Here is a 16,292-nt window from a genome sequence, read left to right on the forward strand (position 1 = left end):
ATATGTAGAATTGTTTTTGACCAAATATTTAAAAGTTTATAAATGATCTTATCGAAGGAGAATTTAAAGAATTTAAAAGGAGCCAGTATCCTTATACCAGAAGCATCCCTGTTTGAACTTCCAGAAAAGGTTTTGCAATTCGGAACCGGAGTTTTACTTCGTGGTTTACCAGATTATTTCATAGATAAAGCCAACCGTAAGGGGATTTTTAACGGGCGCATCGTTGTGGTTAAATCAACGAGTAGTGGCGGTATCTCCGCTTTTGAGCAACAAGATAATTTATATACATTGTGCATAAGGGGCCTTGAAGAAGGCAAAACCGTTGAAGAAAATATAATTTCTTCTGCCATCAGCAGGGTTGTTGCCGCCGACAAGGACTGGTTATCAGTGCTGGAGTTTGCGCAAAACCCGGAGCTGAAAGTCATCATTTCTAATACCACAGAAGTGGGTATCGCCCTGGTAAAGGAGCAAATCACCCAAAATCCCCCGGCTTCTTTTCCTGCAAAATTGCTTGCGGTGCTTTATGAAAGGTATAAAAAATTTAAGGGGCACAGTGAGGGCGGCTTAGTTGTTATTCCTACCGAACTTGTTCCTGATAATGGTAAAAAGCTGGAAGGCATTGTGCAGGAATTAGCAAGATTTAATGAATTGGGAGACAGTTTCCTTTCCTGGCTTGACTTAAATGTGGAATTCTGCAGCTCGCTGGTAGACAGGATAGTTCCTGGTAAGCCTGATCCGGCAACTTTGGCTGCCTTGGAAAAAGAATTGGGTTATCAGGATCAACTGCTATCTATGGCAGAACCTTATCGCCTGTGGGCAATTGAAGGGAGCAAAAATGCAGCTTCCCTGTTAACCTTTAGCGAGGCAGATGCTGGTGTAGTGATTACGGATGATATTGAGCGTTTCAGGGAGCTAAAGGTAAGGCTGCTGAACGGAACACATACGTTAAGCTGTGGCATTGCAGTATTAGCTGAAATTGATACGGTTAAAAATGGAATGACAGACCCATCGTTGAAACCTTATATCAAGGAGTTGATGGAATTGGAAATAGGACCTGCAATACCCTATAAAATTGATAAAGAAGCGACACTTGCTTTTTCGAATACGGTGTCTGACCGCTTTGCCAATCCTTTTATTGAACACCTCTGGATCAATATCACGGTGCAATATGCCATGAAAATGAAAATCAGGATCCTGCCCTTGCTGTTAAATTATCAAAAGCTTTTCCAGGCAGTGCCAGAACATATTGCTTTTGGGTTTGCGGCCTTCCTGATTTTTATGAAATCTGAAGAAAAAGATGGGAAGTACTATGGTGGCAGCGGTGGGTTAAATTACCCGATCAATGATGACAGTGCTGCTTACTTCAATGAGAAGTTAAATTCAGCAACGTCGGAACAAGCCTATCTGGATTCCATTTTTAATGATACAGAATTCTGGGGTACAGATTTAAATGTGCTTCCAGGTTTTAAGGATGCTGTTTCTTCTTATTATGTTAGCATTCAGCAATTTGGAATCAAACAGGCGCTCCAGAAATCGCTTACTTCTGGAAAAAGAGGGTAACTTTATAAAGATTAATCGTACAAAGTCGTACAAAATAAAATATAGATGGAAGATATGAAAGTGTTGCATGCGGTTCACCCGGATGATTTTAAATCCTATGATACAGAACAGATCAGGTCAAGATTTTTACTGACAAATCTGAAAAAAGAAGATGAGGCAAGTCTTGTTTACACGCATTATGACCGCATGGTCGTTGGCCTTGTTTATCCTGTTTCAAAAACTGTTGCCTTAGGAAACTTCGCTAACCTTCGTTCAGACTATTTCCTGGAAAGAAGAGAAATCGGGATCATCAATGTTGGCGGCCCTGGTGTAATTGAAGCCGATGGTGAAGCCTATACTGTAAATAAATTAGATGCTTTATATATTGGGAAAGGTGTTAAAGAAGTGAACTTTAAAAGTGTGGACGCTGCGGCACCGGCAGTTTTTTACATTTTATCCACTCCTGCACACACTTCACACCCCGTTACCTTGTTAGAACGTAAAGATGCATTTTCAGCAGTAATGGGAAGCCTGGATACGGCAAATGAACGCAGGATTATCAGGTATATTCATAAAGACGGTATACAAAGTTGCCAGCTGGTAATGGGTTTAACCATTTTAGCAAACGGCAGTGTATGGAACACCATGCCTTCGCATGTCCATGACAGAAGAATGGAAGCTTATTTCTATTTCGATGTGGAAGATGACCAGCGTGTATTCCATTTTATGGGCGAACCACAGCAAACCAGGCATATCCTGATGGGAAACCATGATGCGGTAGTTTCACCACCATGGAGCATACATTCGGGCAGCGGAACGAAAAATTACAGTTTTATTTGGGGCATGGGCGGCGAAAACCTTGACTATGCTGACATGGATGCAGTTTTAATACAAGATATAAGATAATGGAAGGTTTATTCTCATTGAAAAATAAGGTCATCATTGTAACAGGTGGAACAGGAATTTTAGGTGGCGCTTTTGTCGACGCCATTGTTGAAGCCGGTGGAATTGTAGGCATACTGGGCAGGAATGCAAAAGTAGCCCATGAACGTGCGGCGGCCATTAACCAGGCAGGGGGGACAGCTTTAGCCCTTGTTGCTGATGTGATGGATGAACAACAGTTAATAACCTGCAGAGCACAGATACTCGAAAAGTTTGGCCGGATAGATGGCTTAGTGAATGCTGCAGGTGGTAACCAGCCTGAAGGTGTGTTGAAACCTGAAGAGGATATTTTTAAAATGAACCTTGAGGGAATGAAATCTGTGATGGACCTGAATTTATGGGGCACTATCATTCCTACACAGGTATTCGGTGAATCCATAGCGGCCACAGGCAAGGGAAGTATTGTGAATATTTCCTCCATGAATTCTAAAAGAGCGATCACCAAGGTGTTAGGTTACAATATGGGTAAGGCAGGGGTAGACTATTACAATCAATGGTTTGCTGTTGAGCTAGCTAACCGTTATGGTGATCAGATCAGGATGAACGCTATTGCTCCCGGTTTTTTCCTTACTGAACAAAATCGCAGTTTGCTGACCCTTCCTGAGGGGGGATACACAGACAGAGGCGGCCTGGTAATCAAACAAACTCCTTTTAAACGTTTCGGTAATCCGGATGAGTTAAAAGGTGCTTTGGTATGGTTGCTCAGTGATGCTTCAAAATTTGTAACCGGAACAATGATTTGTGTCGATGGTGGCTTCTCTGTTTTCGGTGGTGTTTAATTAGATAAAACAATTAAAATGAAAAAATTCATCGACGAAAACTTCTTATTGAATAATAAAACGGCGGAAATCCTTTATCATCAATATGCCAAAGATATGCCTGTGATTGATTATCACAATCATTTGCCTCCTGACCAGATTGCTGAAGATAAAAATTTCGAAAACCTGACGCAGGCCTGGTTATATGGCGACCATTATAAATGGCGTGCCATGCGAGCCAACGGGATCCCTGAGGCATATATCACCGGAGACAAAAGCGATTGGGAGAAATTTGAAAAATGGGCAGAAACTGTTCCTTATACCTTGCGCAATCCTTTATACCATTGGACGCACCTGGAGTTGCAGCGCTATTTTGATATTCATGATGTCCTGTCGCCGGCTACGGCCAGAAAAATCTATGAAGAATGTAATGCAAAACTACAGACGCCTAAATATTCGGTGCGTAACCTTTTGCGGAAAATGAATATAGTGGCGTTGGCAACTACAGACGATCCGATCGATGACCTTGCTTTTCATCAAAAGATTAAGGAAGATGGGTTTGAAATAAAAGTGCTGCCGGCTTTCCGGCCCGATAAGGCGATGCAGGCAGACAATTTAGCTGCACTTGTTGGTTATATTGGCAAGCTGGAAGAAGTTTCCGGTTTCTCGATAACGGACTTCAGTACTTATCTGCAGGCATTGAAGAGCAGACATGATTATTTTGCAGCAAATGGCTGTTCTGTATCTGACCATGGTCTTGAACAACTGTATGCAGAAGATGCTACAGACGAAGAAATCGAAACAATTTTCGATAAAATCATAACCGGAAAGGAACTCGACAGTATGGAGATCCGCCAGTTTAAAGCGGCCATGCTGTATCATTTTGCCGTTTGGGATCATGAAAAAGGATGGGTGCAACAATTCCACCTCGGTGCGTTAAGAAATAATAACTCCCGTTTACTGGAAAGCCTTGGCCCGGATACCGGATGGGATTCCATCGGTGATTTTCAGCAGGGACCCATGCTGTCCAAATTTCTTGACCGGCTTGATTCCAATAACCAGCTTACCAAGACCATTATTTACAATTTAAACCCTGCAGATAATGAGCTGATTGCCACGATGATCGGTAACTTTAATGATGGAACCGTGGCCGGAAAAATCCAATACGGATCTGGTTGGTGGTTTATGGACCAGAAAGAGGGGATGACCAGGCAAATCAACGCTTTATCCAATATGGGTTTGTTAAGCAGATTTATTGGTATGCTCACTGATTCAAGAAGCTTTCTTTCCTACCCGCGCCATGAATATTTCAGAAGGCTATTGTGTAATATGCTGGGTGAGGATGTAGAAAATGGGGAGTTGCCGGACGATATCGATTGGTTAGGGAAAGTAGTGAAAGACATCTGTTACCACAATGCTAAGCAATACTTTAACTTTTAGGATGAAAAAGGTATTAAATTTCGGTGAATTGCTATTGCGGATTTGTCCTGATCCGGAAGGTGAATGGTTGAAAAAGAACAATTTACCATTTTACGTGGGTGGCGCGGAACTGAATGTCGCCACCGCATTATCCTTATGGGGCATTCCAACCTCGTATATGACTGCATTGCCTCAAAATCTGCTGACTGAACAATTGGTTGGTTATGTAAATAGCCTGGGCATTGACACCTCAGTCATACAGTACCAGGGCGACAGGGTAGGCTTGTATTACCTGCACAAGGGTAAGGATATGAAAAATGCTGGTGTGATTTACGACAGGAGTAACTCTTCTTTTGCCAGCTTAAAACCAGGGGATATTAACTGGGATACGGCGTTTGAAGGTGTTTCATGGTTTCATTTCAGTGCCATTTGTCCTGCTTTAAGTTTAACTACGGCTGCTGTTTGTGAAGAAGCATTGAAGGAAGCTGTTGCCAGAAATATCAAGATATCAATAGATTTAAATTACCGGGAAAAACTTTGGAAATATGGTAAAGAACCAGTGGACATTATTCCGGACCTGGTAAAATACTGCGATGTAGTGATGGGGAATGTTTGGGCTGCGAATAAAATGCTGGGTATCCCTGTCGCAGAAAATTTAGCATCAAAAGACGATAAATCCTTATATTTAAAACAGGCAGAACAAAGTTCAGCATTGATTATGGAAAAGTTCCCTAAATGCAAGGTTGTGGCCAATACATTCCGATTTGATCACCTGCAGGGTGTTAAATATTATTCGACCCTGTTTACAGAAAATCGCCTGTTTGTTTCCAAAGAATACCTGGCAGAGCAGATTCTGGATAAGGTTGGCAGCGGAGACTGTTATATGGCAGGATTAATTTATGGTTCTTGCCACGATAAGGGGCCTGAAGAACTGGTTGATTTTGCAACGGCAGCAGGTTTTTCTAAACTTTTTATTGCCAGTGATGCAACTACATTACAACCGGAAGAGATTATTAAAAGGGTAAAAAATTATGAAAACTAAAGAAAGTTCTATAAAAGCGATAACAGATCAGGGACTCTTGCCCTTATTCTTTTATGAAGATGAAAAGGTAAGTCTTGAAATCATTAGAACATTATATAAAGCTGGTGTAAGGGTTTTAGAATATACCAACAGGGGTAAAGAAGCGCTGGTGAATTTCGACTACCTGATTAAAGCAGTAGAAATTGAGATGGAAGACCTGTATTTAGGTATAGGTACGGTAAAAAACACCAGGGAATTGCAGGATTTTATTGATGCCGGTGCACACTTTATCGTTTGTCCGGTGATTGATCCAGAAGTAGGCAAGATTGCCCACGACGCTGGTTTATTATGGATTCCGGGTTGTTTTACCCCTACGGAGGTCAATATTGCACACCAAATGGGTGCGGGCATTATTAAACTTTTCCCGGCAAACATGCTTGGGCCTTCGTACTTGTCTGCTATAAAAGATTTATTTCCTGAACAAAAGTTTATTCCAACAGGCGGTGTGGAAATTGAACAGGAAAACATGACTAACTGGTTTAAATCCGGTGTTTGTGCCGTAGGCATGGGCAGCAAGCTGATCAGCAAGGAAATCATGGAAACAAGAGATTATACTGCCTTAGCCGAACTCACCAGGAAAGCACTGGATATGGTGAAGACCACACGATAAACATCACAGAATTAACCAAATAAACCGAATCTAATATGAACCAAACCAAAAGCACCAGTGCTACCATAAAGCCAGCTGCTGTGGATAGTGCTTTGTCTGGCGAACAGACAAAAATCGGCAAATATCGCTGGACGATATGTGCCCTCTTGTTTTTTGCAACCACAGTAAATTACCTTGACCGGCAGGTGCTGAGTCTTTTACATACCCAGTTAACGGCAGAGTTCAATTGGACAAATTCAGATTATGCGAATATAACGGCTGCCTTTCAGTTTGTATATGCGGTTTCCATGCTTTTTGCAGGTAGAATCGTAGATAAAATGGGAACAAAATGGGGTTATGCGATTGCAATTATCGTATGGTCTTTTGGAGCAATCCTGCATGCTGAAGCTATTCCAATCGGGCATGGCCTGGTATCTGTATTAGCCGTTGTCGGTATTACCGGGATGTCGTTTTCCGTGCTGGGTTTTATATTTGCCAGGGCCGTATTGGCTATTGGAGAGGCAGGTAACTTTCCGGCGGCCATAAAGGCTACTGCCGAATATTTCCCTAAGAAAGAACGTTCACTGGCAACGGGAATTTTCAACTCGGGAGCAAATGTGGGCGCAGTATTGGCACCATTAACAGTTCCCTGGATTGCACATAACTATGGCTGGGAATCTGCCTTCGTCATCATCGGTGCGGTAGGATTTTTATGGCTCATCTTTTGGTTTATCTTTTATGAAATTCCGGCCAAACAAAAGCGTTTAAAGGATGCAGAACGGGCTTATATTTTAAGTGATGTGGAAGCAACGGAAAAAGTAGTTGCGGATCCGGATGCCAAGGAGGAAAAAGTATCATGGGTACAGCTTTTTAAATACAGACAAACCTGGGCTTTTACCTTTGGAAAATTTATGACAGATGGTGTTTGGTGGTTCTTCTTATTTTGGTTGCCAGCCTATTTAAATGTTCAGTATGGAATGGCCAATACAGATATCATGATCCCTTTAGCTGTTTTATACAGCATGACTATGATAGGCAGTGTTGGCGGTGGTTGGTTCCCGATGTACTTTATCAATAAGGGCTATTCTGCTTATGATGGAAGAATGAAAGCCATGCTGATTATAGCACTCTTCCCGCTGGTCGTGCTTTTAGCGCAACCGTTTGGCCATCTTACCTTTTGGATTCCTGTGCTATTAATTGGAGTAGGTGCCTCAGCACATCAGGCATGGTCTGCCAATATCTTTACAACGGTGTCTGATATGTTTCCTCAGAAAGCCATAGGTTCCGTCATTGGGATCGGCGGCATGGCTGGGGGTTTAGGCGGTGTAGTGATTTCGAAACTGGGTGGTGCATTATTTGATCATTATAAAGCCCTGGGACATGAGCAAACGGGCTACACCATTATGTTTGCTATTTGTGCTGTTGCTTATCTATTGGCATGGACGGTAATGAAAGCCCTTGTTCCTAAATACAGACCTATTACAGATTTATAATATATCAACTTAACCAATAACCAATAAACTATAATCAATGAATTTTAAAGAAAAGCTCAATTCCATTTTTGTTGAGGAGCATGATATTCCGGAACCTTACAGGCTGGAAAGTGAATTGCATCAACAGGAATACTTAAGCAACGGGGTAATGCTTCCATGGACTGGAGCAGTCCATACAGTTTTATCTCCTATTTGTATAAAAACACCAAACGGCTTAGAACGCAAGGTGATCGGTACTTATCCTTTATGTAATGAAAAAGAAGCGATGGAAGCACTTGATGCTGCTGTAACCGCTTATGATAATGGACGCGGTGAGTGGCCAACAATGAGTGTCGCCAACAGGATCAAGCACGTTGAAAACTTTACACACCGCATATTAGAAAAAAAGGCTGAGGTGGTAAAACTGTTGATGTGGGAAATTGGAAAGTCTTATGCAGATTCTGTTAAAGAGTTTGACCGGACGGTAGAATACATTCATGCAACCATTTTAGCGCTAAAAGACATTGACCGTCAATCATCAAGGTTCAGCATCGAGCAAGGTATTGTTGCCCAGGTACGACGCTCGCCTTTGGGTGTTGTATTGTGTATGGGTCCGTTTAACTATCCGTTAAACGAAACTTTCACCACCTTGATCCCTGCCTTGATTATGGGCAATACCATTTTATTCAAACCACCTAAGCATGGAACGCTTTTACATTATCCATTGTTGGAAGCCTTTAGAGATTGCTTTCCAAAAGGGGTGGTGAATACCATTTATGGCAGGGGAAATAAAATCATTCCGTCGATTATGACTTCCGGTAAGGTTAATGTGCTTACGCTGATCGGATCCAGTAAAGTGGCTAATGAGTTGAAGAAACTGCATCCAAAAGTAAATCGCCTGCGTGCTATTTTAGGTCTTGATGCCAAAAATGCGGCCATCGTTACGGCAAACGCTGATGTTAAACTGGCTGTTCAGGAAACAGTATTGGGCTCTTTGTCTTTTAACGGACAGCGTTGTACAGCATTGAAAATTATTTTTGTTCACCAGTCGCTTGCGGATGAGTTTTTAAAAGAACTGACAATTGCTGTAGCTAAATTAAAGTTTGGAATGCCCTGGGAAGATGGCGTGGCTTTAACACCGCTGCCTGAACTACAAAAGCCGGCTTATCTTAAAGAATGTATTGATGATGCGATCGCACATGGTGCACAGGTAATCAATGAAAATGGCGGTGCAACCAATGAGTCCTTTGTTTACCCGGCGATAGTTTACCCTGTAAATAAAGAGATGAAGCTCTATACAGAAGAGCAATTTGGTCCGATTATTCCGGTGGTTCCATTTGAACATTTAGAGGAGGCTATTGAATACCTGATCGAATCTACCCATGGACAACAGGTGAGTATCTTCAGTGAAGATGACCAGGAAATTGCCTCATTGATTGACCCTTTGGTTAACCAGGTTAGCCGGGTTAATATCAACTGTCAGTGTCAGCGTGGCCCGGATGTATTTCCATTTACGGGAAGAAAAGATAGTGCTGAAGGAACTTTATCTGTCGTGGATGCGCTAAGATCTTTCTCCATCCGGTCGTTGGTGGCAACTAAATTAAATGAAAGCAATAAAAAATTAATTAATGAAATTGTAGACAGCCACAGCTCTAATTTCTTGAGCACGAAGTTTATATTTTAATCACTCCGGCAGGCTGTATCATCAATAATTGTCATTGGTGATACAGCCTGCCTTTTTATAGATGATGGCTTTAATAAATTTCCTGTAATAAGCCTTTTCATCCAGTTTTACGTATTGGCCTTTTTCGAAATGAATGGAGGTGTCAGGAAGCGAAGCTGCTTCTACATTCGCAATTTTACGGAAAAAACTATACATCATTCGCAGTAAAATGCCCTTCCATTTTTCATCAGTCCCCGGTTGGTAAGAGAAATCTGTATAAAACCATAAACCGCCCGGTTTTAAGGCCTGGTGTAATTTCCTGAAAACTGTCGCTGTCCTTTCTCTGGCAAAATTATCAAAGAGAAATGCCGTATGAACGATATCATAGGGAGCTGTAAGCGTAAACTCCTCCATGGCACAGTTTACAAACTCAACACGATTTTCTCCTGTGTTTCTTTTCTTTGCAAGTCTGATCATTTCGGTGGAGATTTCAACATAGGTGATGTCAAGGCCCCGGTCCTGAATTTTTGCAAGTTCTTCCAGGATCCAGCCTGTTCCACCACCGGCAATTAAAATTCTGCTGTGGGAAGGAAGAAACTTTAATTGTTGTATTTGTGCATTTACCTGTGAACGATGAAACAGGAGCCTGCTAAGCACATCGTAATATGGGGCTATCTTGTCGTAATTATTAAGCATGATCTATTTGCTTAATGGGGTAAAAGTAGAACACCTGAAATGCCACAAAGGGCTTTAATTAAAATGAGGCCATCGATAACAATGAGATAAAATAAAATATTCTTTCTTTTGTTGAGTGAAAAACCCACAATCAGGGTTAACATAAAAGGAATTAAATTGAAAATTATGGTTAACAGGTGAAAATGGGCTATATAGGTGAAAATGAGTAAGGAAAGTATCCCTATACACAATAAAGGAATCAGGATCTTATATATTGTCTGCTTTAAACCCATCCTGACAGCAAAAGTTTTCAGTTCTTTGTTCGCATCAATAGCATAATCTTTCAGGTCGAACATGATGGCGTTAACCGTACAAAACATCCAGTTCTTGATAAACAGCCATATCCATAATGCATTTGTGGTTAAGTCGATTCCTGATTCAATTTTCAGTGCAATGAGTGGCAAGAGGTTCGCGGTGCATGCCCATACAAAACCGATGATAAAAGGCTTCAGCCAACCGGTGTTTCGGAGGTTAAGGTTAAAAAAATAGGATGGAAGTAATCCATAATAAAGAAGGGCGGCTAATAGAATTACACTTACTGCCAGCCAATAAAGCAACGGTAGCTGCAAAAATGCCTGAAAATTGCTGAGTAGCAAATAAGCAAAGGTAAGCAGGCAGATGACCGACAAGCTTACCTGGCTCCATTTGATCAGCTGATGATGGGTGATGTACCATTGGCTTCGCGGGTTAGTAGTTTTGCTCAGCCTGTTTACCCCCATATAAGCATAAGTATAGTAAACAACCGGGGCCAGTGCAACTAATATATAGTAGGGAAAGGAATTAAAAGGTAGGTGGAGTTGAATGGTAGATTCTATGGTAAGGGCAATGGCTAACAACCCGATGAAGTAATTTCCAAAGAAAATGAATTTAATAACCTTGATTGCCATCGGGTTGGTTTAATCTATAATCGTAGATTTTATTCAAACCTACGATTATAAATGATAGCTCTTAGTAACGTTATATGGTACACTTTATATAAAATTATGGCACACTTTATTAAAGTGTTTTATAAGTGATGATAAAAACCGTGCTGACACCCGCCTCCGTGATCGTAACCTTGGCCGGAAAATCATCAGTCTGGTATTCATAAGTGCAGCTATAATTATTTTTAGCAGGGGTTCCGGTCATCGTCAGCATATTGTTAACCAGAGAATTCAAGATTTTATGCTCAAATTCCAAGGAAATAAATGGCATATGGTTGACATGTTTAAAAATGCCATTTCTCTGGTCGAAAGTAAAAGTGCTTTTCTCCTCCGGTCCGGTTGAAGTGATGCTATTCCTGTTTCCAGCGGCATCATAAGCTAAGGTTTTTTTGTTAATTAAGACATTCTTATTTGAATAGGAAACAAAAGTGGTGATTTGATTCAAATCATTGTAGTCAAGGGTGTAATTGCCTCCAGGATTGCTTAATTTACCCTGGTAGGTATATTTCGAAACATTATAGATCTTTTGCTGCGCATCTCTGAGAAAACCTAAGGTGTAAAGCGACACATTGTTTTCAAGGAAACTATAGGCCGAGAGTTCGTTATTCACGTTATAGCTGATGATCGCTTTTGTTGTACGCTTACTATCTTCAATACTGGTTAATAAAGCCGTGTTCCCTGAATATTTCAAGGTTAGTGTTTGACCGGCGGATTCTATTTTGACAGGCACCAGTCTTGCAGCTGTTATTGGCGGTGTAGTTGGTGGGGTTGTTGGTGGGGTAGTCGGCGGAGTTGTTGGTGGGGTAGTCGGCGGAGTTGTCGGTGGAGTCGTTGGCGGAGTAGTTGGAGGAGTTGTCGGTGGGGTAGTTGGTGGCGTCGTTGGAGGTGTAGTTGGTGGTGTGACCGGAGGGGTTATAGTTTTTGGAACTGGTTCAACTGGCGGATCGGTTTTACTGCAAGCAGTTGCAATGGCGATTACCAGGAAAATTAAAAGTTTTTTCATTCTGCTTTCCATATGTAGCGTTATTTATTCTTAAAGGTGTATTTAATATTTTTTATAAAAAATAAATTACATTTTTTGTTTATGAATGTATACCTGCTCAATAAACAACCACGATTTTAACATAGCCAGATATTTTTCACTCTTATGATTAATTTTTTTAATTTCAGCCCATATTAACCTTCCACCTGAATGAACCTATCTTTCCAAAAAAACACATGTTACTTTAGAGTACTGCTGTTGCTTTTATCTGTTTCTTTTTCTCTGCACAGCAAGGCAGCCAAAGTGGATACTGTGAAAACCTACAGTGCTGCAATGAACAAAACAATCAAAGCGGTTGTGATTGTACCTGATACTTATCATAAGCAGCAAAAGTATTCGACGGTTTATTTATTACATGGTTATAGCGGGAATTATGCAGATTATATCAAAAAAGTTCCGGCATTAAAAAGCTATGCAGATGCTTATAATTTAATTATTGTTTGTGCTGATGGTAACTGGTCAAGCTGGTATTTTGATAGTCCGGAAGACCCGAAGTGGAAATATGAAACCTATATTTCCAAAGAATTGGTTAACTACATCGATCAGCATTACCAAACACTGGCCAACCGAAAAAACAGGGCAATTACGGGTTTAAGCATGGGTGGACATGGCGCACTATCCATTGCTATAAAACACCAGGATGTTTTTGGTGCTGCAGGAAGCATGAGTGGCGGTTTAGATCTACGGCCTTTCCCTGCAAACTGGGATATTTCAAAAAGATTAGGCACTTTCGCTAAATACCCTCAAAGGTGGAAAGAGAATAGTGTAACAGAAATGACACCGCTTTTAGCTACGCTTCAGTTGGCTTTAATCATCGACTGCGGGAAGAATGATTTCTTCTACCAGGTCAATAAAGAGTTTCATGAAAAACTGCTATACTACAACATTCCGCATGATTTCATCAGTCGGCCGGGAGGTCATAACTGGGACTACTGGAGCAATTCCATCACTTATCAATTACTTTATTTCAAGAATTATTTTGATAGTAAAGCCCTTTAAACCCTAAATAAGGCTGATTTTAATTTTATTTAAAATAAAGCCTGATTAAAAGACTATATATTCTATATACTTTATATATTTGTAAAAGATGAACAACATGAACCCGGTTAAAAATAATATGATGTCCTTATGCTGTAAAAGCAGCACTTAGACTGTTATGGGGTAAAATATTTATATAAACTTCTCAGTCTAAACAACTAAGAAGTTTTTTTTTAATCAAAAATTTAGAGCAACAACATGCAGAGTTTTAGAACCGAACTTGAGAATCCAATTGTAGAACAAGACATCATTGATTTAGAAAAGAAGATCCGTCTATTTAGAGAGGGTGCAATTCATGATGAAAAGTTTAGAAGTTTACGCCTTGCACGTGGTATTTACGGACAGCGCCAACCTGGTGTTCAAATGATCCGCATTAAATTACCATTTGGAAAAGTAACCTTCAAACAACTGTTAAAGATAGCAGATGTAGCCGATGAGTATGGAAGTGGCAATTTGCATTTAACCACCCGTCAGGATATACAAATGCACTACGTAAGTTTGGACCGTACCCCAGAATTGTGGGATCAGCTGGAGCGTGAGGACGTGACGATCCGTGAAGCCTGTGGTAATACAGTAAGGAATGTAACTTCATCTCCTGATGCAGGAATCAATCCAGAAGAACCTTTCGATGTTTCTCCATATGCACATGCATTCTTTTCGTATTTCTTGCGTAATCCAATTTGCCAGGAAATGGGACGGAAGATCAAATTTGCATTTTCAAGCTCTGAAAAAGATACAGCTTTTAGTTATATCCACGACCTTGGTTTCATTCCTAAAATAAATGAAGAGGGAGAAAGAGGTTTTAAAGTGTTGTTTGCCGGTGGTTTAGGGGCACAACCTTTTTTGGCTCACGTTGTCTATGAATTTTTACATGAAGATCAGATCATTCCTTATGCAGAATCCGTATTAAGGGTATTTGACCGTTACGGTGAAAGAAGCAACAGAAATAAGGCGCGTTTAAAATACCTGGTTCAAAAAATAGGACTGGAAGAAGTGTTAAGGCTGATCGAAGAAGAACGTATCGCTAATAAATCCAAGACTTTTAAAATAGACAGAGATGCTGTTTTATTGCCAGAACCAGCACCACTTATAGCTTATGAAGAAACTGGTTTAGAAGAGACATTAGGTTACCAGCATTGGTTGGCGACCAACGTTTTTGAACAAAAACAACAAGGTTTTTACGGTGTTTACCTGAAAGTAACCATTGGAGATATCAGGACTTTTAAAGCGAGAGAGTTGGTGGATGCTATCCACCTTTATGCTGCTGATGAAATCCGTGTCACTCAAAACCAGGGCTTATTGTTGAAATTCGTTAGAAAAGAGGCTTTGCCGTCCTTATATAAGCAATTATTGGCTATTGGTTTTACTGCGGCGGGTTTTGATAGCCTGGCAGATGTAACCACTTGTCCGGGGACAGATACCTGTAACCTGGGAATCTCTAATAGTATGTCTCTTGCCGCTACACTGGAAGATGTGGTGTATGAAGAATATCCGAATTTAATTTTTAATAAAGATATAAAAATCAAGATCAGCGGTTGTATGAATTCCTGTGGTCAGCATGGCCTTGCTCATATTGGTTTCCATGGTAGTTCTGTGAAAGCGAATGGTAAAGTTGTTCCTGCAGTGCAAGTTTTGCTCGGTGGTGGAACAGTGGGCAACGGCGCCGGCAGGATTTCTGAAAAAGTCATCAAAGTACCTTCGAAACGTGCCACAGATGTTTTAAGGACCATTTTGAACGACTATAATGCTAAAGCCCTTCCGGAGGAAGTTTTCAACAGCTATTATGACCGCCAGGGGAAAGACTATTTCTACCAGTTATTGAAGCCACTGGCTGATTTAACCAATCTTAAAGATGAAGAATATATTGACTGGGGTCATGAAGAGACTTTCCAGACGGCCATCGGGGTTGGTGAGTGTGCCGGCGTGATCATTGACCTTGTTGCTACCTTATTATTAGAAGGGGAAGAAAAACTGGGCTGGGCAAAAGCATCATTTAAATCTGGTGCATGGGCTGATTCCATCTACCATTCTTACAATGTGCTGATCAATACGGCAAAAGCCATGTTGCTTGATAAAGGAGTAAACAGCAGTACACAAGCAGGCGTGATCCGCGAATTTGATGCACATTACGTGTTGACCGGAGAACTACAACTGGAAGGCAGTTTCAATGACCTGGTCTTACAGATTAATAAAAATGAACCAACAGCAAGCTTTGCGGCATCTTATTTACAAGAAGCAGAAGGCTTTTATAATGAATTGAAAACTAAAAGGGAGGCAGCGTTACAATCATGATAATAACGAACACAAAAACAGGGTTCAAAGAACCTAAAATAACATTAGTGGGCGCTGGCCCGGGAGATCCTGAATTGATTACGCTGAAAGGTGCAAATGCTTTGAAGTCGGCAGATGTGGTATTATATGATGCCCTGGTGAACGAGGCGCTGTTAACGTATGCAAATCCGGCTGCCATCAAAATATATGTAGGGAAAAGATCTGGTGCACATTCATTTTCTCAGGATGCGGTAAATAAATTAATGGTTGATTATGCCTTGAATTACGGACATGTGGTGCGTTTAAAAGGTGGCGATCCATTTGTTTTTGGCAGAGGTTATGAAGAACTGGATTATGCTTTGAACTACAACATCCCTACACAGGTAATTCCTGGATTATCAAGCTCTATTTCTGTTCCTGGTTTGCAGCAGATTCCTGTTACCCACCGTGGTTTAAGTGAAAGCTTTTGGGTAGTTACAGGAACAACAGCGTCAGGGGAGATGTCTAGTGATCTTTATGAAGCGGTAAGAACCAAAGCTACTGTTGTGGTATTGATGGGCTTGAATAAATTGTCTGAAATTGTGAAGTTATATCAGAATGAAGGCAAAGGCAAGTTACCGGTAGCAGCGATACAAAGTGGCTCTACAAAAGAAGAAAAAATTGCCGTAGGACTTGTGAATACAATTGAAGAACTGGTGTTGGAAAAAGATATAAAAGCTCCTGCCTTGCTTATTTTTGGCGAAGTGGTATCTTTACACCCATCCTTCCAGCCTATCAAGAATTTTTACAGGATCTTGCAGGAAGAACAACAATAAAAGAT

At 40.9% G+C, this 16,292-nt stretch carries 14 protein-coding genes; 11 read left to right on the forward strand and 3 right to left on the reverse strand.

Annotated elements, in window-relative coordinates:
- Nucleotides 1-42: 42 nt before the first annotated feature.
- Genes WG905_RS01975 through WG905_RS02010 form a run of 8 tightly spaced genes read left to right on the forward strand, consistent with a single transcriptional unit; the run spans nucleotide 43 to nucleotide 9,484 of the window.
- Entirely contained in the window at nucleotides 43-1,560 is a 1,518-nt protein-coding gene (locus tag WG905_RS01975) for a tagaturonate reductase (RefSeq protein WP_339590012.1), read from the forward strand.
- A gap of 45 nt (nucleotides 1,561-1,605) precedes the next feature.
- Nucleotides 1,606-2,445, forward strand: a complete 840-nt coding sequence (gene kduI, locus WG905_RS01980) for a 5-dehydro-4-deoxy-D-glucuronate isomerase (protein ID WP_339590013.1) — start codon at nucleotides 1,606-1,608, stop codon at nucleotides 2,443-2,445.
- Nucleotides 2,445-3,260: an SDR family oxidoreductase gene (locus tag WG905_RS01985; protein ID WP_339590014.1), complete on the forward strand. Its 816-nt coding sequence runs from the start codon at nucleotides 2,445-2,447 to the stop codon at nucleotides 3,258-3,260. The genes kduI and WG905_RS01985 overlap by 1 nt, the downstream gene beginning before the upstream one ends.
- Nucleotides 3,261-3,278: 18 nt before the next feature.
- Nucleotides 3,279-4,679 carry a glucuronate isomerase gene (gene uxaC / locus WG905_RS01990; protein ID WP_339590015.1) on the forward strand — a complete coding sequence of 467 codons (1,401 nt, stop codon included), beginning with the start codon at nucleotides 3,279-3,281 and terminating at the stop codon, nucleotides 4,677-4,679.
- Between the two features lies 1 nt (nucleotide 4,680).
- The gene (locus WG905_RS01995; RefSeq protein WP_339590016.1) at nucleotides 4,681-5,700 is read left to right on the forward strand and encodes a PfkB family carbohydrate kinase; all 1,020 of its coding nucleotides are present in this window, start codon (nucleotides 4,681-4,683) and stop codon (nucleotides 5,698-5,700) included.
- Entirely contained in the window at nucleotides 5,690-6,349 is a 660-nt protein-coding gene (locus tag WG905_RS02000; protein ID WP_339590017.1) for a bifunctional 4-hydroxy-2-oxoglutarate aldolase/2-dehydro-3-deoxy-phosphogluconate aldolase, read from the forward strand. Before WG905_RS01995 ends, WG905_RS02000 begins: the two co-directional genes overlap by 11 nt.
- Nucleotides 6,350-6,384: 35 nt before the next feature.
- Nucleotides 6,385-7,821 carry an MFS transporter gene (locus WG905_RS02005; RefSeq protein ID WP_339590018.1) on the forward strand — a complete coding sequence of 479 codons (1,437 nt, stop codon included), beginning with the start codon at nucleotides 6,385-6,387 and terminating at the stop codon, nucleotides 7,819-7,821.
- Nucleotides 7,822-7,858: 37 nt separating this feature from the next.
- Nucleotides 7,859-9,484, forward strand: coding sequence for an NADP-dependent glyceraldehyde-3-phosphate dehydrogenase (locus WG905_RS02010; RefSeq protein ID WP_339590019.1), 1,626 nt, complete (start codon nucleotides 7,859-7,861; stop codon nucleotides 9,482-9,484).
- Between the two features lie 21 nt (nucleotides 9,485-9,505).
- Here WG905_RS02010 and WG905_RS02015 read toward each other — a convergent pair whose 3' ends face one another.
- From WG905_RS02015 to WG905_RS02025, 3 genes are all read right to left on the reverse strand, one after another.
- The gene (locus WG905_RS02015) at nucleotides 9,506-10,159 is read right to left on the reverse strand and encodes a class I SAM-dependent methyltransferase (RefSeq protein WP_339590020.1); all 654 of its coding nucleotides are present in this window, start codon (nucleotides 10,157-10,159) and stop codon (nucleotides 9,506-9,508) included.
- Between the two features lie 11 nt (nucleotides 10,160-10,170).
- On the reverse strand, nucleotides 10,171-11,085 hold the full coding sequence (locus WG905_RS02020) for a UbiA prenyltransferase family protein (protein WP_339590021.1): 915 nt from the start codon (nucleotides 11,083-11,085) through the stop codon (nucleotides 10,171-10,173).
- A gap of 109 nt (nucleotides 11,086-11,194) precedes the next feature.
- Nucleotides 11,195-12,124, reverse strand: a complete 930-nt coding sequence (locus tag WG905_RS02025; protein ID WP_339590022.1) for a hypothetical protein — start codon at nucleotides 12,122-12,124, stop codon at nucleotides 11,195-11,197.
- A 189-nt stretch (nucleotides 12,125-12,313) separates the two neighbouring features.
- Between WG905_RS02025 and WG905_RS02030 the strand changes: the two genes are divergently transcribed.
- From WG905_RS02030 to cobA, 3 genes are all read left to right on the forward strand, one after another.
- Entirely contained in the window at nucleotides 12,314-13,162 is an 849-nt protein-coding gene (locus WG905_RS02030; RefSeq protein WP_339590023.1) for an alpha/beta hydrolase, read from the forward strand.
- 237 nt (nucleotides 13,163-13,399) lie between these two features.
- Nucleotides 13,400-15,493 carry a nitrite reductase gene (locus WG905_RS02035; protein WP_339590024.1) on the forward strand — a complete coding sequence of 698 codons (2,094 nt, stop codon included), beginning with the start codon at nucleotides 13,400-13,402 and terminating at the stop codon, nucleotides 15,491-15,493.
- Nucleotides 15,490-16,287 (forward strand): uroporphyrinogen-III C-methyltransferase, encoded by a 798-nt coding sequence (gene cobA / locus WG905_RS02040; protein ID WP_339590025.1) that lies wholly within the window; start codon nucleotides 15,490-15,492, stop codon nucleotides 16,285-16,287. Before WG905_RS02035 ends, cobA begins: the two co-directional genes overlap by 4 nt.
- The last annotated feature ends 5 nt before the right edge of the window (nucleotides 16,288-16,292 follow it).

Origin of the sequence: Pedobacter immunditicola (genome assembly GCF_037482985.1) — a bacterium.
In the GTDB taxonomy this organism is placed as follows: domain Bacteria; phylum Bacteroidota; class Bacteroidia; order Sphingobacteriales; family Sphingobacteriaceae; genus Pedobacter; species Pedobacter immunditicola.